General features: G+C 74.8%; 21 protein-coding genes. 4 read left to right on the top strand and 17 right to left on the bottom strand.

Going from position 1 to position 18,220, the window contains the following annotated elements:
- Nucleotides 1-5: 5 nt before the first annotated feature.
- The gene (locus ACTHAM_RS16670; protein WP_440689512.1) at nucleotides 6-836 is read left to right on the top strand and encodes a PRD domain-containing protein; all 831 of its coding nucleotides are present in this window, start codon (nucleotides 6-8) and stop codon (nucleotides 834-836) included.
- Nucleotides 837-891: 55 nt separating this feature from the next.
- Here the strand turns inward: ACTHAM_RS16670 and ACTHAM_RS16665 are convergent, their stop codons facing one another.
- Together ACTHAM_RS16665 and ACTHAM_RS16660 are read right to left on the bottom strand one after the other, a co-directional pair.
- Nucleotides 892-1,716 carry a carbonic anhydrase gene (locus tag ACTHAM_RS16665; protein ID WP_440689510.1) on the bottom strand — a complete coding sequence of 275 codons (825 nt, stop codon included), beginning with the start codon at nucleotides 1,714-1,716 and terminating at the stop codon, nucleotides 892-894.
- A gap of 176 nt (nucleotides 1,717-1,892) precedes the next feature.
- A complete protein-coding gene (locus tag ACTHAM_RS16660; RefSeq protein WP_440689508.1) occupies nucleotides 1,893-2,843 on the bottom strand; it encodes a LysR family transcriptional regulator in 951 nt (316 codons plus the stop codon).
- Nucleotides 2,844-2,934: 91 nt separating this feature from the next.
- On the opposite strand from ACTHAM_RS16660, the gene ACTHAM_RS16655 reads away from it, so the two are divergent.
- Together ACTHAM_RS16655 and ACTHAM_RS16650 are read left to right on the top strand one after the other, a co-directional pair.
- Nucleotides 2,935-4,023: an aminotransferase class V-fold PLP-dependent enzyme gene (locus ACTHAM_RS16655; RefSeq protein WP_440689506.1), complete on the top strand. Its 1,089-nt coding sequence runs from the start codon at nucleotides 2,935-2,937 to the stop codon at nucleotides 4,021-4,023.
- 4 nt (nucleotides 4,024-4,027) lie between these two features.
- Nucleotides 4,028-4,771: an SIR2 family NAD-dependent protein deacylase gene (locus tag ACTHAM_RS16650; protein ID WP_440689504.1), complete on the top strand. Its 744-nt coding sequence runs from the start codon at nucleotides 4,028-4,030 to the stop codon at nucleotides 4,769-4,771.
- On the opposite strand, the gene ACTHAM_RS16645 is transcribed toward ACTHAM_RS16650, so the two are convergent.
- The 7 genes from ACTHAM_RS16645 to ACTHAM_RS16615 form a co-directional block, all read right to left on the bottom strand.
- On the bottom strand, nucleotides 4,751-6,097 hold the full coding sequence (locus ACTHAM_RS16645) for an MFS transporter (RefSeq protein WP_440689502.1): 1,347 nt from the start codon (nucleotides 6,095-6,097) through the stop codon (nucleotides 4,751-4,753). The genes ACTHAM_RS16650 and ACTHAM_RS16645 overlap by 21 nt on opposite strands.
- Nucleotides 6,098-6,253: 156 nt before the next feature.
- Entirely contained in the window at nucleotides 6,254-7,528 is a 1,275-nt protein-coding gene (locus ACTHAM_RS16640) for an aminotransferase class III-fold pyridoxal phosphate-dependent enzyme (protein WP_440689500.1), read from the bottom strand.
- Between the two features lie 8 nt (nucleotides 7,529-7,536).
- The gene (locus ACTHAM_RS16635) at nucleotides 7,537-8,310 is read right to left on the bottom strand and encodes a hypothetical protein (RefSeq protein ID WP_440689498.1); all 774 of its coding nucleotides are present in this window, start codon (nucleotides 8,308-8,310) and stop codon (nucleotides 7,537-7,539) included.
- Nucleotides 8,304-9,047 carry a TetR/AcrR family transcriptional regulator gene (locus tag ACTHAM_RS16630; RefSeq protein ID WP_440689496.1) on the bottom strand — a complete coding sequence of 248 codons (744 nt, stop codon included), beginning with the start codon at nucleotides 9,045-9,047 and terminating at the stop codon, nucleotides 8,304-8,306. Before ACTHAM_RS16630 ends, ACTHAM_RS16635 begins: the two co-directional genes overlap by 7 nt.
- Before the next feature lie 4 nt (nucleotides 9,048-9,051).
- Nucleotides 9,052-9,903 (bottom strand): SDR family NAD(P)-dependent oxidoreductase, encoded by an 852-nt coding sequence (locus tag ACTHAM_RS16625; protein ID WP_440689494.1) that lies wholly within the window; start codon nucleotides 9,901-9,903, stop codon nucleotides 9,052-9,054.
- A 101-nt stretch (nucleotides 9,904-10,004) separates the two neighbouring features.
- Nucleotides 10,005-10,670: a GNAT family N-acetyltransferase gene (locus ACTHAM_RS16620; protein ID WP_440689492.1), complete on the bottom strand. Its 666-nt coding sequence runs from the start codon at nucleotides 10,668-10,670 to the stop codon at nucleotides 10,005-10,007.
- Between the two features lie 110 nt (nucleotides 10,671-10,780).
- The gene (locus tag ACTHAM_RS16615) at nucleotides 10,781-11,332 is read right to left on the bottom strand and encodes a macro domain-containing protein (RefSeq protein ID WP_440689490.1); all 552 of its coding nucleotides are present in this window, start codon (nucleotides 11,330-11,332) and stop codon (nucleotides 10,781-10,783) included.
- Between the two features lie 618 nt (nucleotides 11,333-11,950).
- Here ACTHAM_RS16615 and ACTHAM_RS16610 point away from each other — a divergent pair.
- Nucleotides 11,951-12,586, top strand: a complete 636-nt coding sequence (locus tag ACTHAM_RS16610; protein ID WP_440689488.1) for an alpha/beta hydrolase family protein — start codon at nucleotides 11,951-11,953, stop codon at nucleotides 12,584-12,586.
- On the opposite strand, the gene dtd is transcribed toward ACTHAM_RS16610, so the two are convergent.
- The 8 genes from dtd to ACTHAM_RS16570 form a co-directional block, all read right to left on the bottom strand.
- Nucleotides 12,534-12,974, bottom strand: a complete 441-nt coding sequence (dtd, locus tag ACTHAM_RS16605; RefSeq protein WP_440689486.1) for a D-aminoacyl-tRNA deacylase — start codon at nucleotides 12,972-12,974, stop codon at nucleotides 12,534-12,536. The two genes, ACTHAM_RS16610 and dtd, sit on opposite strands and share 53 nt — an antisense overlap.
- Entirely contained in the window at nucleotides 12,971-13,987 is a 1,017-nt protein-coding gene (locus tag ACTHAM_RS16600) for an asparaginase (RefSeq protein ID WP_440689484.1), read from the bottom strand. Before ACTHAM_RS16600 ends, dtd begins: the two co-directional genes overlap by 4 nt.
- Before the next feature lie 2 nt (nucleotides 13,988-13,989).
- A complete protein-coding gene (locus ACTHAM_RS16595) occupies nucleotides 13,990-14,325 on the bottom strand; it encodes a DUF2516 family protein (RefSeq protein WP_440689482.1) in 336 nt (111 codons plus the stop codon).
- An 88-nt stretch (nucleotides 14,326-14,413) separates the two neighbouring features.
- The gene (locus tag ACTHAM_RS16590; RefSeq protein WP_440689480.1) at nucleotides 14,414-14,833 is read right to left on the bottom strand and encodes a type II toxin-antitoxin system VapC family toxin; all 420 of its coding nucleotides are present in this window, start codon (nucleotides 14,831-14,833) and stop codon (nucleotides 14,414-14,416) included.
- Between the two features lie 5 nt (nucleotides 14,834-14,838).
- The gene (locus tag ACTHAM_RS16585; RefSeq protein WP_440689478.1) at nucleotides 14,839-15,126 is read right to left on the bottom strand and encodes a type II toxin-antitoxin system Phd/YefM family antitoxin; all 288 of its coding nucleotides are present in this window, start codon (nucleotides 15,124-15,126) and stop codon (nucleotides 14,839-14,841) included.
- Nucleotides 15,127-15,213: 87 nt separating this feature from the next.
- A complete protein-coding gene (locus ACTHAM_RS16580; RefSeq protein WP_440689476.1) occupies nucleotides 15,214-16,485 on the bottom strand; it encodes an FUSC family protein in 1,272 nt (423 codons plus the stop codon).
- The gene (gene ygfZ / locus ACTHAM_RS16575) at nucleotides 16,482-17,609 is read right to left on the bottom strand and encodes a CAF17-like 4Fe-4S cluster assembly/insertion protein YgfZ (RefSeq protein ID WP_440689538.1); all 1,128 of its coding nucleotides are present in this window, start codon (nucleotides 17,607-17,609) and stop codon (nucleotides 16,482-16,484) included. Before ygfZ ends, ACTHAM_RS16580 begins: the two co-directional genes overlap by 4 nt.
- A gap of 97 nt (nucleotides 17,610-17,706) precedes the next feature.
- On the bottom strand, nucleotides 17,707-18,220 hold a 514-nt coding region (locus ACTHAM_RS16570), incomplete at its 5' end, for an FABP family protein (RefSeq protein ID WP_440689474.1).

Genomic DNA, 18,220 nt, shown 5'->3' with positions numbered 1-18,220 from the left:
CCCCGATGAACATCCTGCGCGTCTTCAACAACAACGTCGTCCTCGCCCGTGAGGACGACGGCACCGAGGTGATCCTCACCGGCTGGGGCCTGGGCTACCAGACCCGACCCGGGGAGCCCATCGACCCCACCAAGGTCGCGCGCACCTTCCGTCCGGTCGACGACCACGACCCGGACCGGACGGCCGCACAGCTGGCGGGGCTGCCCACGGAGCACGTGCAGATCGTCGGTCAGGCGCTCGTCGACGCCGGGTTGGCCCACCTCGCGGCCAACCCGGCGGTCGTCATCGCCATGACCGACCACGTCGGGTCCGCTCTCGCCCGGGCCGCGTCCGGGCAGGTCGTGGAGTACCCGCTGCTGGCGGAGGTCACGCACCTGTACGCGCAGGAGTACGCGCAGGGGCAGGCCCTCGTCGAGCAGATCAACGCACGGGTCGAGGTCCCGCTGCCGGCCTCGGAGGCCGTCGGCCTGACCCTGCACCTGGTGAACGCCGGCTTCTCGGCCGGCGACCTGTCCTACAGCTACAAGATGACCGGCCTGATCCAGCAGTTCCTCGACGTCATCAGCCAGCAGTTCGGCCGTGAGCTCGACGGGGGCAGCGTCAACGTCGGCCGGTTCATCACCCACCTGCGCTACCTGTTCGTGCGCATCCACCAGCGCCGCCAGCTGTCCGACCAGCGGCACTCCGCCGTCGGGACGGCGATCCGCGAGAACTACCCCGAGGCCTCGCGGTGCGCCGACCTGCTGGGCTCCCTCGTCGAGCTGCGCCTGGATGCCGCCCTCACCGAGGACGAGCTGTCCTACCTCGCCCTGCACGTCGCACGCCTCACGACCTGAGGCATGCGCCCACCGTCGCGCCGGCACACTCGGTCCGGCGCGGCGGGGCGACCGCTCAGCTGTCGGCGCCGTCGAGGACCAGCGCCCGGTCGCCGACGGGCTGCACCGGGCGGTTGTTCTTCACGATGACGTCGCGGAAGGCCGCCAGCTGCGCGGCGGACACCTGGACGGGCTGCTGCAGGACGACCCACTGCACGCCCTCGGTGCACGGCGGCGTGGTCAGGGAGCCGGTGTAGCGGTACGAGGCGCGGGACGCAGGCAGCAGCGCGGCGATGTCGAAGGTGTCGAGCGTGGCGGTGCCGTCGACCTCGGCCGGCAGCGCGGACAGGTACGGCGCGAGTGCGGGGTTCTCGGCGCCGGTGGTCAGCAGCACCGCCACGACGGTGATCTTCCCATCGGCGTCCTTGTGCACCAGGTGCAGCTCACCGGCGGCCAGGACGCCGTCCACGGTGTGCTCGGACGGTTCGTGCAGGTGGATCTGCGCCAGCTCGGAGCGGTGGCCGTCGAGGGTGAGCGTGGAGCCCTTCTGCGGGGCGAGCTGCACGGAGTGGCCGGTGTTGGTGAGCTCGACGGGGCCGGCGGTGTACGCGAACACCGGGTCGGTCAGGGTCGTCCCGGTCGCACCGGTGAGGTCGATGGGCGACTGCGCGGTGGCGTCGGCGCACTCGACGTACCCCGGGCTGAGCTCGGCCCAGTGCGTCGGGCCTTCCTCGCCGGTGTAGCCGAACTCAGCCGGCTCGAGCGCCGTCGAGTCGGCGGACTCGGACGCGGTGGGGCTGGCGGCGGCGGTCGCGGCGGGCTCGTCGGCGGACGAGCAGCCGGCGAGCAGGCCCAGCAGGCTGGGGACGGCGAGCACGGTGATGAGGACGGGGTGGCGCACGGAGGCTCCTCTGGGTGGTGGTGCTGTCGGTCGGCATGGCCGGCAGAGGACACCCCAGCCTGCGGACGGCCACGTGGGACCGCCCGGGACCATGAGCCACCTGAGCAGCCACTGAGCCTGATATGTCCGTTTCTCCGCATGGCGTGCCGTCCGTCACGCCCGGCCTGCAGGTGCGCTCAGTCGTGGGCGGCTGCCACCAGGGCGTGCAGAGTCGCGGCGACGGCCGGGACGCGCAGCAGGTCGGGGGTCGTCACGGCGTGCACGGTGCGCCCGGTCAGGCCGACGGCGGGACGCAGCACCACCCCGGGGTCACGGTCCGCGGTGGGGCGCACCAGGCCGGGCAGCAGGGCGACACCGAGGCCGGAGGCGACGAGGGCGAGGACGGCCATGTAGTGGTCGGTGGCGTGCTCGACGGTGGGCGTGAACCCGCGACCGGCGGCGTCGGCGAGCAGGTGCCCGCGGCAGCGGGGACAGCCGGCGATCCACGGTTCGCCCGCCAGGTCGGCGAGGTCGAGGGACGCGGCGCTGGCTGCGGGGTGTGCGGCGGGCAGCGCGACGTACGTGGGGTCGTCGAGCAGGGGTGTGCTGACCAGCCCGGCGCGGTCGTCCTGAGTGGGGTCACGGTCCACGCCGGGGTACTCGAACGTGAGGGCCAGGTCGCACCCGCCGGTGCGCAGCAGGGCGAGCGACTGCGGCGGCTCGGCCTCGTCGAGGGCGACGGTGAGTCCGGGCTGCTCCCGGCGCAGCGCCGCGAGGGCCTGCGGGACGAGGGTCGCGGCGGCGGACGGGAACGCGACGAGCCGCACCCGCCCCGAGCGCAGACCGGTCAGCGAGGCGACCTCGGCCTCGGCGGCCCGCAGCGCGGCCGTGACGGTCGCCCCGTGCCGGGCGAGCACCGCACCGGCCTCGGTGAGGCGCACGCTGCGGCCGCTGCGGTCCAGCAGTGCGGTGCCGAGCCGACGTTCGAGCCGGCGCACGTGCTGGGACACCGCGGGCTGGCTGAGCCCGAGCCGGGCCGCCGCACCGGTGACGGTGCCTGCGTCGGCGATGGCGCGCAGCATGCGCAACGCACCGACGTCGAGCCGTTCTGCCGGCGCGGTGAAGCTCTCCGGGGCGGGGTCGACCATGAGCCCACCATAGCCAGCCATCACGCGCAGTGATGCTGAGCCTCAGATCTCTGTCGTTGTGTGATGCCTGATGCCGCGGCACGATCGAGAGATGCCGACCGCTGCGCCGCTCCTGACCCCCGCCGACCTGCACGGACGGTTCACACCCACGCGCGGGCACCTCGACGCGGCCACCGCCGGCCTGCCGATGCGAGCCACCGTCCGGGCCCTGCGCGACCACGTCGACGCCTGGCAGCGCGGCGAGCTCGACCTGGCCCGGTGCGACCAGGACGTCGTCCGCTCCCGGGCCGCGTTCGCCCGCCTGGTCGGCGTCGACGCCTCCGACGTGGCCATCGGGTCGCAGGCCTCCGTGCTCGTCGGCCTGGTCGCGGCCGCCCTGCCGGACGGCGCCGAGGTCGTCGTGCCGCACGGCGACTTCACGTCCGTCGTCTTCCCGTTCCTGGCGCACGCCGACCGCGGCGTCACCGTCCGGCACGTGCCTGTCGAGGAGCTCGCCGACGCGATCCGCCCCGGGACGGCCGCCGTGGCGTACTCGCTCGCGCAGTCACGCGACGGCCGGATCGCCGACGCCGCCGCGATCGGCGAGGCTGCGGCACGCGTCGGCGCCCTCACCGTGTGCGACCTCACGCAGTCGGCCGGGTGGCTGCCCGTCGACGCCTCCGCGTTCGACATCACCGTCTGCTCGGCCTACAAGTGGCTCACCGCACCACGCGGCGTGGCGTTCCTCACCGTGCGCCCCACGGCGCTGGCCCGCCTGCGGCCGCTGCACGCCGGCTGGTACGCCGGGCACGACATCTGGGGGTCGGCCTACGGCCCGCACATGCGGCTCGCCGACGACGCGCGCCGCCTGGACGTGTCCCCCGCGTGGCCCGCATGGTCCGGTGCCGTGCCCGCGCTGGAAACCTTCGCCGCCACGGACGTCGAGGCCGTGCGTCGGCACGACGTGGACCTCGCCGACCGCCTGCTGACCGGCCTCGACCTGGCCCCGCGCGGCAGCGCGATCGTCTCCCTGCCCGACGACGAGTCGGGCACCGCGCGGTGCGCGCTGGAGGCCGCCGGGTGCCGGGTCGCGGGCCGCGGCGGCGGTGTGCGCCTGGCATTCCACGTGTGGAACGACGCGGACGACGTCGACCGCGCGCTCACCGCGTTGCGTCCGCACGTGCGGGCGGTCGCACACTGATCCCGTGCCGCACCACGACCACCCGTCCCTGACCGTCACCGCGCTGACCGGCGCAGGCATCTCCACCGGCTCCGGCATCCCGGACTTCCGCGGACCGCAGGGCACGTGGACGCTGCACCCCGAGCAGGCCGCACTGCTCGAGATCCGCCCGTACATGGCCGATGCCGACGTCCGCCGGCGCGGGTGGGCCGCGTGGGCCGACAGCCCCGTGTGGCACGCGCAGCCCGGCCCGGCGCACCACGCGCTCGTCGCGCTCGAGGAGGCAGGGGCGCTCGGCGCGGTCCTCACCCAGAACTTCGACGGCCTGCACCAGCGTGCGGGGTCCGCCGCCGACCGCGTCGTCGAGCTGCACGGCACGCTCGCCACCACGTCCTGCCAGCGCTGCGGCACCCGGCTCCCCACCGCCGAGGTGCTCACCCGGCTGCCGCACGACCCCGACCCGCACTGCCCCTGCGGCGGCGTGCTCAAGCCCGACGTCGTCTACTTCGGCGAACGGCTCGACGACCGCGCGGTCGAGAGGGCCGTCGCCGCCGTCACCGACGCCGACGTGCTCATCGCCGTGGGCACCACGCTCACCGTGCAACCCGTGGCCAGCCTGGCCGCGCTCGCGGTCGAGCACGGTGCACGGCTCGTGGTCGTCAACGCCGACCCCACGCCATACGACCGGTTGGCCGAGGAGATCGTGCGTGAACCCATCGAGCAGGCGCTGCCGGCGCTGGTCGCCCGGCTACTCGACGAGCTCGCCTGACAAGGCCGGGGCCTGTGCACCAGTGCCTGCACCGGCGCCACTGGCACTGCCGGGGCCAGTGCCAGTGCCCGGCATCGCACCGGGTGCGAATCGGCGCGCGTGCCCGAGCACGGGGACCAGCAGCACGAACGGCAGCAGGAAGGCCACGGCCAGCCCGGTGCCGTCCGAGACCAGCCCCACGACGACAGCACCGAGCACCGCTCCCGCGTAGTTGAACAGGTTGACGCGGGCGACGACCTCGTCGACCCGGTCCGGGGCCAGCTCACCGGCGGCCGAGAACGCGAGCGGCACCAACGCACCCACGCCCACACCCACCAGCGCGAACCCGGCGATCGCGGCCACCGGCGCGGGCACCAGCGCAACGGGCAGGAACCCGACCGCGCCGACCACCGTGGCCACGACCGCGACACGCACCCGCCCGGAGCGGTGCACCCAGCGGTCGCCGACCAGCCGCGTGACCAGGATCGCCGCCTGGTAGGCCGCGTACCCGAGCGGCACCACGGCCGCCGACGAGAGCAGCACGTCGTCCAGGTAGATCGAGCTCCAGGTGCTGACCGCCGAGTCGGCCACGAACGCGACGAGCACGACCCCGCCGAACACCCAGATGCCCCGGCGCGGCAACGGCGTGCGCGGCGCACCGGCGGCGTCACCGCCGAGCACCTCCGGCTCGTCGGGGGCCGGTGCGACCAGGGAGCCTCGCGCCCCGATCGACACCCCGGCGAGCACGACGCCCGCCGCGGCGAGTGCCCACGCGGCCGCCGAGGTGCCGCCCGCGAGCGCCGACATCGCCAGGGCCGCGAGGATCGCCGCGGCCGTGTAGCTGGCGAAGAACGAGGACATGACAGGCCGCCCGAGCCGGTGCTGCACGAGCACGCCCTGGATCCCGGCGGCCGCGTCCACCATGCCCAGCCCCACGCCGTACACCGCGAACCCGCCGACGAGCACGGCCGGTGCGGCGCTGGCGGCGACGAGCAGCACGGCCACGGCCTGCGCGGCCAGGCCGAGGCCGACCGCCGTGCGGCTGCCCCGGCGGGTCGCGAGCCGTTCGGCGAGCACGGATCCGCCGGCCGCCGCCAGGCAGACCAGGAGCACCAGCAGCGACACCTGGGTGTCGTCGATGCCCTGACGGTCCTTGAGCGCCGGCAGCGCGGTGACGACCGTGGCGTACCCGAACCCCTGCGCGGCGTAGACGGCGCCGACGGCCAGGCGTGCGCGTCGGGCGTCCAGCGGCCCGGTGGCCGGACCGGGGACGGCGGGTGCTCGTGCGGCCGGCACCTGTGGCGCCGGTCCGGTGCCGGGGTCGAGCGGTGCGTCGGTGCTGGTCATGGCGCGCTCCTTCGGTGGGAGCCGGCGCGCCGTCGAGCCGGTTGCGGGTGCTGCGGTGCGGGTGCTGCGGTGGTGCGTGTCGCGGCGGCAGGGCGGGTCGGCACTCGCCCCGCCGCCGCGGATCGGGGGTCGGGGCCGCACGGGCCCCGAGGTCCGTCAGCCCAGCTCGGGGTGCCGGGCCTTGACGATGCCGAACGCCTCGTGCGCCACCTCGACCGTGCGGGCGATGTCGGCCGAGGTGAGTGCGGCGTTGATGAAGTGGTTGTGGTGCGAGGTGAGGAAGACCCCGCGCTGCACGCACTCGGCGACCCACTCCTGGTGCAGCATGAGCGAGTCGTCGTCGGCGAGGCGCAGGTAGAACAGCGCGGGCGCCCCGGAGGCGACCAGGTGCAGCCCGTGGTCGGACGCCGCCGACACGAGGCCGGTGGTCAGCTCGGTGCCGAGCCGCTCGAACAGCGCCGGGCCGTCGAGCTGCTTGAGCTTGGTGATCGAGGCGATCCCGGCCGCGAAGGGCACGGCGCTCATCCAGTACGAGCCGGTGTACGACAAGCTCGAGACGACGTCCTTGAGCGACTCCTTGCCGCACAGCGCCGAGACGTTGTAGCCGTTGGCCAGGGCCTTGCAGAAGCAGATGAGGTCGGCCTCGAACCCGAAGTAGTGGTCCGAACCGGCCAGGTCGAGCCGGAACCCGGCCCGCACGTCGTCGACGATGAGCACCACACCGTGGTCGTCGCACAGCTTGCGGACGCCCGCCCAGTAGCCCTGCGCGGGCAGCTGGTTGTCGACGAAGTTGCCGTGCATGTACGGCTGCGCGATGAGCCCGGCGATCTGCCCGCGGTGCTCGGAGAACAGCCGCTCGAGCGCCGCGAGGTCGTTCCACGGCGCGTACAGGTTGTGCGCGACGTCCTCCTCGAGGATCCCGGGGTAGTCGAGCTTCTGCGTCCACGGGGCGACCCCGTGGTAGAAGCCGTCGAAGAAGACGATCTTCTTGCGCCTGGTGGCTGCGCGGGCGGTGAGGACTGCCAGCGTGGTGGTGTCCCCGCCGTTCTTGGCGAAGAACGCCCAGTCGGCGCTGGCCACGGTGTCCACCAGCAGCTCGGCGAAGTCGACCATCACGGCCGACGGGATCGTGACGACGTCCTCGAGCTTCGCCTGCGCCTGCGCGGCGGCGTCGACGTCCGGGTCGCGGTAGCCGAGCACGTTGGGGCCGTAGCCGCACATGTAGTCGATGTACTCGTTGTCGTCGAGGTCCCAGAACTTGGTCCCCTGCGCGCGCGAGGAGAACAGCGGGAACGCGGTCTGCGGGATGTAGCAGCCCTCGGACGGGCCCTGGTGGCCGTAGATGCCGGACGGGATCACGCGGAACGCCCGGTCGAACGCCTCGCGGCTCTTGGTGTACGTGTACGGCGGGGTGACGGTGGTCGCGGTCATGGGGCTGCTCACTCTCCGAGGTACTGGCCGACGCGGTCGAGGATGCGGTTGACGTTGTCGACCATCGAGACGGTGCCGCGCATCGCGATGGTGCCGTCGCAGATGCAGGCCATCGCGCTGGCCTGACCGGACAGCAGGCGGCCGGCGACGTCCAGGTCGGCGAACGTCATGGCGGCCCGCGGGTGCGGGGACGCCTCGGGCAGGAACGTCATGCGGTGCTCGAGCACCCGCAGCGTGTACGCGAACGCCCCCGTGACCTCCAGGGCCACGTCGCCGTCGGGGATCAGGTGCGCGCTGAACCGCCCCTGCCGGTCCTCGTTGGCCAGCTGCGCGACGGCGGCCGTGGCCACATGAAGGGTCAGGGCGGTGCTGGCCTCGCGGAACCGCTCGTCGACCAGGTCGTCCTCGGTCGGCTTGAGGTACCGGGCCAGGAGCTCGGTCAGCGGCGCGAAGACCCCGGTGAGGAAGCCCAGGCGGTGGAACCCGCTGACGGGGATCGGCTGGGCCGTGCCGTCGACGACCTTGTTGAACGCCGCCGGCCCGGTGAACGGCATGACGACCGTCCCGGTCGCCCGGTCGGGCACCATCTGGACCTCGCCGTCGCGGAACGCCAGCACACCGCGCGGCCCTCCGCGCACCACGAACGCGATCGACACGGGCCGTAGGTCACGAGCCAGCAGCGCGCGGGCCTCGGGCACACGGCGGCACAGCTCGGGGATCGCGCCCAGCACGGCGTACAGGTTCACATACGCCGCGGCGCGCGGTTCGGTCTCGGTCAGCATGCGCGGTGCTCCTCGTGCTCCTGGTCAGGGCGGTCGTCGGGACGGCCGTGGGGGCCGTGGTCGGGTTCGGGTTCCGGTGCGGGACCGTGGTCCCCCGCGGCGGCTGGGTCGGGTGGGGCGTCGAGCGGGGCCGCGAGCGCCGCGAGCCCCCGTGCGGCGAACGCGACGGTCGTGCGCGCGGCGGCCGTGTCGCGGTCGGCCAGCCAGGTGGTCGTCAGGCCCTCGGTGATCGTGACCAGCAGCCGCGCCGCGTCGGGCAACGGGACGAGCCACCGGCAACGGGACGCGCGAGCTGCCGTCTCGAGCGCGTCACCGGCCGACCGGCGGTAGATCGCGTACTGCGCCGCGAGGGCGCCCTCCTGCCCGGGGGTGCGCAGCGCGTAGAGCGTGAGCTCCAGCAGTGCGCGCTCGCGCAACGGGTCCTCGACGAGCAGGTCGACGAACCGGTCGAGCCCGGCACGCAGGACCTCGGCCATCGTGGGTGCCGGGTCGGTCGGTTCGCCGAGCGGCAGCAGCCCGTCCTCGGCGGCGAGCCGCTCCTGCTCGGTGACGTCGGCGATCACGGCCTCGAGCAGCTCCTCGCGGGAGGCGAACGCGTAGTGCAGGCTGGCCAGCTTCATCCCGGCCTCGGCGACGACCGCCCTGGTGGTGGCCCCGGCGACCCCCTCGCGCGCGATGACCCGCACGGCGGCGTCGACCAGCGCGCGGCGGCGCTCGGCGACGGGCATGCGGGTCATCGGGTCACTCCCCCGTGAGCCGACCGGCGACGGCCAACGTCAACCGGCGCGGCAGGAACCCGGCAGCCACGGCGGTGACCTTGTTGCGGTGCCCGGCCACCACCGACGGCGGGGTGTCGCGCCGGTCGAGCGCACGGAACGCCACGTCGACGACGGCGGGGACCGACAGCATCTGCCCGACCTTGAACTTCTCCGACCCTGCGGCCTCGAAGAACTCGGTCTCGGTCGGCCCGGGGGCCAGGGCGAGGACCTTGAGCCCGGTGCCGCGGGTCTCCTGCCAGACGGCCTCGGTCAGCGAGCGCACGTACGCCTTGGTCGCGGCGTACACGGCCAGGTACGGGCCCGGCTGGTAGGCCGCGGTGCTGGCCACGTTGACCAGCACCCCGTCGCCGGTGGCCAGCAGACCGGGCAGGAACAGCCGCGAGAGCATGGTCAGCGCGGTGACGTTGAGGGAGATCTCCTGGGCGATGCGTGCGGGGTCGGCCTCGGCGAACGCCCCGTAGGTGCCGAAGCCCGCGTTGTTGACCAGCGCGTGCACGGTGAGCCCGAGGTCGTCCACGTGGCCCAGCAGGGTTGCGGCCGCGTCGGGCTGCGCGAGGTCGAGCGGCACCACGTGCGCGGTGATGCCGTGCGCGGCGCCGAGCTCGACGGCGAGCCGGTCCATCGGCTCGCGGCGTCGGGCGACGAGCACGAGGTCGTACCCGCGGTCGGCGAACCGGCGGGCGAACTCCACGCCGAACCCGGCACTGGCACCGGTGATGACGGCGGCGGGGCGGGGTCGGTCGGTGTCGATGGTGGGCTCCTGGGACGGGTGCGGCAGAAGTGGGTCAACTGACCCACTCGGGGAGCCTGGCACCCCGACGCCCCTCGCACCAGGCTCTGCCGTGAGTGTTTACGCAGCGGTAACGGCCCACGGCGTGCCGCACGCACGGCACGCCCGCACCCGGACCCGGCCGCTCACCCGTTCGGGTGCGTGACGCGCTGCATCGGCACGATCCAGGGGCCGTCCTGCGCACCGAGGGCCACCCGGTCACGGACCGGCGCGTAGCCCAGCGCCCGGTAGTAGCCGACGTTCTCCGGCTTGGTCGTCTCCAGGTACGCGCCGTCACCACCGACCGCCTGGTGCACGGCCTCGAACAGCGCCTTGCCCCGGCCCTGGCGCTGCAGGTCGGGCCGCACACCGGCAGCCTCGACGTACCAGGCGTCGCCCGGCACGCCCTGCGACGTCAGGTCACCGAACCGGGCCAGCGCACGGCTGTGCTCCCGGGCGTTCCACGCCAGGTGCACCAGGCGCCACGCCTGCCGGCACCACCGCCCCACGCCCATGGGGTACGCCCCCGGCGGGTACACGGCGACCACCCCGGTCACGGTGCCGTCGTCCTGACGGGTCGCGAACACGCGACCGTGCTGCACGGCGTCCGCCAGCGTCATCCGGTAGAGCGCGTGCAGCTCGCGCGGGCGTCGCGCGGCGGACGGGAACAGGTACGTGTACCCGGGGTCGTGCGCGAGCGCGTCCGCCAGCACGCGCGCGGCGGCCGGCACGTCCGGTGGCGCAAGCGTCGTGACGCGGTCGGGCGTCGGTCGGACAGGGCTGTGCTGGTCACGGGGCGTCGACGCTGACATGTCGCGCATCCTGGCGGTGACCTGCGTCCAGGTTCAACCGGACGCCACCGGCGACCGCCCGCCGGGTGCTGGGCGCCGGGCCGCACGGGCCGCACGGCGCGCAGGGACGGTCAGAGCAGCGCGCGCTCGAACGCCTGCAGCGCAGGTCCGCTCGCCAGCACGAACCGCACCAGCTCCAGCCCGGACGGGCGGGTGTGTCCCTCGAGCACGCCGTTCTGCGCGCACGACGCCCACCCCTTCACGACCCCGGTCGCGACGTCCGCCACCTCGGCGACGTCCCAGCCGAACGCACCGGCGCCGATCGCCGGGAACGCGATGCTGCCGGCGCCGAGCTCGACGGCGATCTCCAGCGACCGCCCGAAGCACGAGGCCAGCGCCGTGGTGCTCGTCTGCCCCGCGTGCCGGTTCGGTCCCACCGTGTGCACCACCCAGCGCGCGGGCAGCCCGAACGCGGGCGTGGCCACCGCGTCGCCGACGGTCAGCCCGTCGGCGAACCGTCCCTGGGCCCGCAGCTCACGGCAGGCCTCCAGCAGCTGCGGCCCGGCCGCGGCGTGGATCGCACCGTCGACCCCGCCACCGCCGAGCAGCGAGGAGTTCGCGGCGTTGACGACCACGTCGACGTGCTGCTCGGTGATGTCCCCCTGGACGGCCTCGATCCGCATGCGCCCCATCCTTGCGTGCCCCGCCGTGCAGGTCATCTGACGAAGGTCACGGCACCCGCGCATCCACAGATGTCATCCACAGGCCTGTGCCCGCCGCGTGATCATGCAGGTGAACCTGTGGACGAAGGTGTGCACAGAGCGGTGGACAAAAGTGCCTGATCGGAGCCCTTGCGGACCCTGTGTGCCAGGACTAGACATCTTCCAACGGCCACGGAGGCCCGGGCAGGTCGGCAGCGGAGCCCCCCTGGGGTGCATCGCGCCGGAGCACCCGGTGCACCGCGGCCGGGCCGAGCGGAGAACGGGCGACCACCTCGGCGGGGAGACCCGTCGTTCTGCGGATGACGACGCAGGGGGAGCACCGGAGCCGCGATGCCAGATCGCAGTCGCCCCGCCCACGGGGAACCGGTCCGCCGGTGAACCGGGTGCCGGGACGCAGCCGCACCGTCATGGCGGCGTCCGCCCCACCGCTGGCCGGTGGAACCGGACCTGCGACCACGAGGGGGCCCTCCGGACGTTCACTCCGCGGGGCCCTCTCGCGTCGGCCCACCTCGGCCCCACCCCGGTCCGCCTCGGCCCGCGCGCCCGACCCCACCCCGCACACCTGGCTAGCGTGGACCCATGCCCAGCGTGACCGTACCCAGTGCGACCGTGCCCGCACCCGCCGTCGCCGGGGTGCTGCTGACGCCCGGCGCAGGTGCCGGGCGCGAGCACCGCACGCTGCTGGCCGTCGAGCGGGCCCTGGCAGGCACGCCGGTACGGCGCATCGACTTCCCCGCCCGCGCCGCCGGCCGACGCGCACCCGACCGGGCACCGGTCGCCGTCGCCCACGTCCGCGCGCAGGCGCAGGCGTTCGCCGACGAGCTCGGCGTCGGGACGGACCGGATCGTGCTCGGCGGGCGCTCGTACGGCGGGCGCATGTGCTCGATGGCCGTCGCCGAGGGACTGCCCGCCGCCGGGCTCGTGCTCCTGTCGTACCCGCTGCACCCGCCCGGCAAGCCTGCGACGTTGCGGGTGGCCCACCTGCCCGACGTGCACGTGCCCGTGCTGGCCGTGTCCGGGCTGCGTGACCCGTTCGGCACGCCCGAGGAGCTCGCCACGCACCTGGCGACCCTCGGTGGCCCGCACGAGCTCGTGCTCGTCCCCGGCGCCCACGCCCCCGCCGACGACGACGCGGTGGCCGACGCCGTGCGGGACTGGCTCGTCAGGCTGGGTCGGGGACCGACTCCAGCAGGATCGTCACCGGACCGTCGTTGACCAGCTCGACCGCCATGTCCGCACCGAACTGCCCGGTGGCGACCTCGAGCCCGCGGGCGCGCAACGCCGCCACGACCTGCTCGACCAGCGGCTCGGCGACCGCCCCGGGCGCGGCCGCGTTCCACGTGGGCCGCCGACCCTTGCGGGTGTCCGCGTAGAGGGTGAACTGGCTGACGACGAGCACCGGCGCCCCCGCATCGAGCGCGCACTGCTCGTCCCGCAGGATCCGCAGCTCGGCGATCTTGCGGGCGATCAGCTCGACCTGCGCCGGACCGTCACCCGGGGTGACGCCGACCAGCGCCACCAGTCCGGGGCGGTCGAGCGCGCCGACCACGGACCCACCGACCGACACCGACGCCCGCGTGACCCGCTGGACGACCGCCCTCACGGGCCGACCGGACCCGGCGCACCCGGGGCACCCGGGGCACCCGGACCGAACGTCGCCACGACCTCGCCCACGGGCTCCCCGTGCCCCAGCACCGCGGTACGCCCGACCGGGCCGACCACCGCAGGGTCGACCCCGGCGACCGCCAGTGCCGCCGCGAGCACCACGGCCCGCGGCCGTGCGGACCCGTCGGCGATCTTCACCGCCACCGCCGAACCGTCCGGCAACCCGGCGGCGTAGACCCCGTCCGCGCCGTCCTTGGCCACCAGGCCCGGCACCGCCTGCATGAACGCCGTCGCGTCACGGCCCGTGCCTGCCACGTGCCACGGGTGCTGCGCCATCGCCCGCGCCACCCGACCGGCAGGTCCGGTCTCACCGTTCGCGCCCGCGCGGGCCACCGCACCGAAGGCGCGGGCCAGTCCGACCAGCGTCGTGGAGAACAGCGGCGCACCGCAGCCGTCGACCGTCACGTACGTGACCGGCCCCCCGGTCAGCTCGGCGATCGTCTGCCGGACAGCCACCTGCAACGGGTGCCCCGGCTCGAGGTACGAGTCGGTCGGCCAGCCCGCCGCGACGCAGGTGGCGAGCATCCCGGCGTGCTTGCCGGAGCAGTTCTGCGTGAGGGACGCCCGCCCGAACCCGTCGGCGCGCCGCTGCCACGCCGCGTCCGCGTCGAGCGGCCAGTCGGGGGTGTTCTGCAGCGCGTCCTCCGCGAGCCCGGCGCCCGCCAGGACGGCCCGGACCACGTCCAGGTGCCCGTCCTGCGCGTTGTGGCTCGCGCACACCAGCGCCAGCTGCTCGCCGTCGACGTCGAGCCCGCTGCGCAGCATCGCAACGGCCTGCACGGGCTTCAACGAGGACCGTGCCCAGATCGTCACGTCCGGGTCGCCCAGCGCCCACCGCATGGTGCCGTCGGGGCCCACCACGACGACGTGCCCGCCGTGCACGGACTCCACGACCCCGCCGCGCACCACCCGGGCCAGCGGGACCGCCCGGGTGGCGATGTCGGCGACCACGCTCACCACCCGCCGCGCGACGAGGGACCGCGCGGACCCCGGCGGCGCGAGTACGGCGCGATGGCCGGCCGCACGTCCACCAGGTACACGATCGCGGCGACGGCGCTGGCCAGCGCCAGGAACGAGAGGAACCCCATGCCGAGGGGGTACGGGATGGCCATGAAGGCGATCGCCGCGGCGGCGCCGAGGATCAGGCCCCAGAACTGCTTGGTGCGCTTGCCGCCGTCGACGAACGCACGCGCGGGGCGCGTGGCCAGGTCGACCAGGGCCCACACCGTGAGCCCGAAGATCACCAGGTAGAAGGCCAGGAACATGTAGATCTGCAGGGAGGCGATCACGGGCCGAGCCTACGAGACGCGTCTGTGCCCGCACACGACACGTCCAGGAGACGTGCCCGGCACCGGGCCCCGCGGGCGACGTGTCACGTCACGGGACGACGTGCAGCCCCTCGGCCCGCGCGGCGGCGGACAGCCGCTCGTCCCACACCGCGACCACCAGGTCCGGCGAACGCAACGTGAGCGCGCTGGCCAGGTGCAGCGCGTCGCCGGAGCGCAGCGGGTGCCGCCCGACCAGCACGGAGGCGCTGGCGCTGATGTCACGGTGCAGCTCGACGACGTGCAGCCCGGGCCACAACCGCTCCCACGCCGACAACGCCCGTCGGGCTGCGTCCGGGTCGAGCGCACCGCTGCGCCGCGCGGAGGCCAGTGCGGCACGGACCTCGCTGTCGGCCAGCCGGGAGGTGGCCACCAGGTCGGCACCGTCCCACAGGGCCGCGCTCAGGTCGGTGCCGGGTTCGGTCACGCACAGCTTGAGGAGTGCGCTGGTGTCGAGGTAGACGACGGCCATCGGCGTCAGCGCCGCAGGCGGCGGACGAGGCCGGACACCGCGTTCGGCTGCCGTGCACCGGGACCGTGCGGGGCATGCGCGCCGTGCACCTCCGGCTCGGCGGCCGGTCGGGGTTCGTCGGGCGGGGTCAGCAGCCCGTCGCGGGTCAGCCGGGTCAGCAGGTCGGCCGAGGCGATGCCGCTCAGGCGCGCCACCGGGACACCGCGCTCCGTGATGACCACGTCCTCACCGGCCCGGGCGGCCTCGATCCACTGCTTGAGCTCCGCGCGCAACGCGCTGACCGCGACCTCCACCCCGCGACCGTACCGTGCCGGGTTCCCGCGCGGGCAGCCCCCGCCACGGGATGCCGCAGGTGGGCGGCCCGGCCGGGCCGCGACGGGTCACAGCGGTGGCAGCACGTCGCGTGCCTCGCGCGGCGAGACCCCGGCGATCTCGAGCAGGTCCACCACGAGCGAGCGTTGCAGGAGCACCAGGCTCTGCACCTGCCAGTCGTCGGGCGCCAGGATGAACGGGTCGAGCCGGGCGGCCGCCGCGAGCAGGCCGGCGCGGGCACGGTCGGGGGCGCGGCCGGTCGCCAGTGCGTCAGCCAGGTCGTCGGTGGCGGTGGCGATGTCGACCACGGTCGCCGCGACGGCCTGCAGGTCGTGCTCGACCCCCTCCGGCCCCGCTGCCTCCGGCACCGCACGGTCCGGCACCGCACGGTCCGGCACCGCACGGTCCGGCGCCGCACGGTCCGGCACCGCACGGTCCGGCACCGCATGGCCCTGCATCGCAGGGTCCTGCTCTCCATGGTCCTGCGCGGGCCGGGAGGCCTCGACCAGGGGCAGGGCACGCCGCGTGAGCACCCGGGCGTTGCGCATCGCGCGGTCGGTGAGCACCGCCGCCTGCACCAGAGCGGTCAGCTCGCCGCGGTGCCGCCGGGCCGCCGGCGACACCCGCGCCAGGTCCCGTGCTCCCGTCGCCGTGTCGAGCCACTCGTCGAACGCGGGCTGCGAGGCACGGCCCCGCACCAGCGCGTCCTCGATGTCCGACGACCGCCCTGCGGCGAATCCCCGCGCCGCGGTGCGCAGCACCCCGGCGAGCTCCTCGACACCGACCCGGGCCATGGCACGGGCCCGGCGCCGCGGGTCACTCGGGGTGAGCACCGCCACCGCGAGCGCGACGGCGCCGCCGACCAGGGCGTCGGTCCATCGTCCGAGCGGACCGCCGGACGCCCCGAGCGCGGGCAGCCCCACGATGACGATGGCCTGCACGCCGGCCTGTGTGGTGAGCATGGCGCCACGGTCGATGAACCGCGCGATCACCGCCGAGGCGAACAGCACTACGGCGACCTGCCACCACCCCGTGCCGATGACGTGCACGACCAGGTCACCGAGGCCGACGCCCAGTGCCACGCCGACGGACAGCTCGGCGACGCGCCGCAGCGGACGGTCGGAGGTGAAACCGAGCGCGATCCACGCGCTGACCGGCGCGAAGAACGGGTAGGGGTGCCCGAGGACGGTGTGCCCGATGGCGAACGCGATCGACCCGGCGACGGCCGCCTGCAGGATCGGGAACCAGGCGGCCCGCACCCGTGACCAGCCCTGCCGTACCCGGGCCTCCGCGACGACACGCGCCGCGTCGGTCAGCGGCAGTCGGGTCGGCAGGTTCACAGCATCGGGTGCTGGCCGAGCCCACGGGTCAGGGGGCCGCGCGCGGCAGGGCGGTCGGCCGAGACGCCTTCCCCGGCCACGACGACCTCCTGCCCTGCCGTCACCGCGCCGGCGTCGGAGTCGACGACCAGCTCGACGTCGACCGGCACCGACCGCTTGACCACGGCCAGCGCGATCGGGCCCAGCTCGTGGTGCCGGGCCACGCTCGTGACGTGCCCGACGACCTTGCCGTCGGCGTCCGCGCCCGTGCGCGGCCCGGTGCCGGCCAGGCGCACGGCGGCGCCCGTCTCGGGCAGCAGGTGCCCGGAGCCGTCCAGGTGCAGCATGACCAGCCGGCGCGGCGGACGGCCGAGGTTGTGCACGCGCGCGACGGTCTCCTGCCCCCGGTAGCAGCCCTTGTGCAGGTGCACCGCGGTGCGCAGCCAGTCCAGCTCGTGCGGGATCGTGCGGTGGTCGACCTCGTGCGACGCACGCGGGCGCCATGCCTCGACGCGGGCCGCCTCGCTGGCCCACGTGCCCGCCAGCGTCCAGCCGGTGGCCTCGCGTTGCGCGACCTGCTCGGCCAGCGACGCCCGGGGCACCAGCACGATCCGCCACGCCCGGTCCGCCCCGGGGTGCGCGGCGTCCTCCGGTCCGTACCGGGTGCCACCGGGCGCGGTCCGCGGCCACGGGTCGCGCCAGGTGACGGGTTCGTCGGCGGTGCCCTCGGCGTCGACGGGCTCACCGAGCGCCGCCCAGTCGTCGGTGACGTCGGCGACCTCGACGCGCAGCATGAACCGCATGCGGTCCAGCCACGTGCTCAGGCCCGCGGGACTCTCGGTGAGCAGCCACGTGGTCGTCCCGTCGTCGACCACACCGGCGGTGTGCTCCACGTGACCGTTCGGGTCGAGCACGAGCAGCTCGCTGGACGTGCGCGGCGGCAGGGCAGCGACGTCCTGCGAGGTGATCGAGTGCAGCCAGGTCAGCCGGTCCGGTCCGGTGACGGTGACCACACCCAGGTGGGACTGGTCGACGACCGCTCCCCCGCGTGCCAGTGCCCGCTGCTCGGCCGTCGGGTCCCCGTAGTGCCACGCGACGCCCGCGTCCGGTCCGGCGCCGTCGACCGCGCCCCGGCGACGCAGCAACGGGCTGGTGTGCCGCGGTGCCTCCGTGCGGGCGGCGGGCCCGGTGGGCGTCTCCGGGCTCGCGGCGGCGGTCCCCGTCGAGGCGTCGGCCACCACGTCAGGCCTCGTCGTCCACGCGGGCGAGCCGGGCCGAGGCGTACGACTGCATGGGGTTGCCGAACGCGGCCATGTCGTGCGCCCACATGAGGTCGCCCTGCACCAGGCCGTACAGGCGCTTGGCGGCGCTGACCTCGGCGCCCGTGGCGGTGCGGGCGATCAGGTCGGAGACCAGGTCGATCCGTCCGTTGCCGACCGCGCCGACGTAGATCGCCACGTGCCCGGACGGGTCGGCCAGCAACAGCTCGACGGGGTGCTGGTCGTCGGTCAGGCCGTCGGGGCGCTCCGGCGGCACGCGCCAGTAGCCCGACTCGGTCGACCACACGGGCGCCTCGTCCTCGGCGGGCGCGGGCGGGACCGGCGCGACGTCACCCTCGGCGCCCCCGGCCGGCTCCTCGACGAGCTCCGCGGCGTCGTCCGGCGCCACGACGAGTCGGATCGTCGAGGTGTACGACAGGTACGGCCCGCCGTCGTGGTCGAACACGACCTCCTGCACGAAGGTCGTCTCCTCGATG

Origin of the sequence: Cellulomonas soli (assembly GCF_052036975.1) — a bacterium.
In the GTDB taxonomy this organism is placed as follows: domain Bacteria; phylum Actinomycetota; class Actinomycetes; order Actinomycetales; family Cellulomonadaceae; genus Cellulomonas; species Cellulomonas soli_A.
Note: the sequence above shows the minus strand (reverse complement) of the source record. Positions and strands in the feature narration are given on the sequence as shown.

Excerpts from the sequence above, each read along its gene's own strand:
- ACTHAM_RS16670 (WP_440689512.1), top strand. The coding sequence starts at position 6 with ATGAACATCCTGCGCGTCTTCAACAACAACGTCGTCCTCGCCCGTGAG.
- ACTHAM_RS16660 (WP_440689508.1), bottom strand. The coding sequence starts at position 2,843 with ATGGTCGACCCCGCCCCGGAGAGCTTCACCGCGCCGGCAGAACGGCTC.
- ACTHAM_RS16655 (WP_440689506.1), top strand. The coding sequence starts at position 2,935 with ATGCCGACCGCTGCGCCGCTCCTGACCCCCGCCGACCTGCACGGACGG.
- ACTHAM_RS16645 (WP_440689502.1), bottom strand. The coding sequence starts at position 6,097 with ATGACCAGCACCGACGCACCGCTCGACCCCGGCACCGGACCGGCGCCA.
- ACTHAM_RS16640 (WP_440689500.1), bottom strand. The coding sequence starts at position 7,528 with ATGACCGCGACCACCGTCACCCCGCCGTACACGTACACCAAGAGCCGC.
- ACTHAM_RS16635 (WP_440689498.1), bottom strand. The coding sequence starts at position 8,310 with ATGCTGACCGAGACCGAACCGCGCGCCGCGGCGTATGTGAACCTGTAC.
- ACTHAM_RS16630 (WP_440689496.1), bottom strand. The coding sequence starts at position 9,047 with ATGACCCGCATGCCCGTCGCCGAGCGCCGCCGCGCGCTGGTCGACGCC.
- ACTHAM_RS16620 (WP_440689492.1), bottom strand. The coding sequence starts at position 10,670 with ATGTCAGCGTCGACGCCCCGTGACCAGCACAGCCCTGTCCGACCGACG.
- ACTHAM_RS16615 (WP_440689490.1), bottom strand. The coding sequence starts at position 11,332 with ATGCGGATCGAGGCCGTCCAGGGGGACATCACCGAGCAGCACGTCGAC.
- ACTHAM_RS16610 (WP_440689488.1), top strand. The coding sequence starts at position 11,951 with ATGCCCAGCGTGACCGTACCCAGTGCGACCGTGCCCGCACCCGCCGTC.
- ACTHAM_RS16590 (WP_440689480.1), bottom strand. The coding sequence starts at position 14,833 with ATGGCCGTCGTCTACCTCGACACCAGCGCACTCCTCAAGCTGTGCGTG.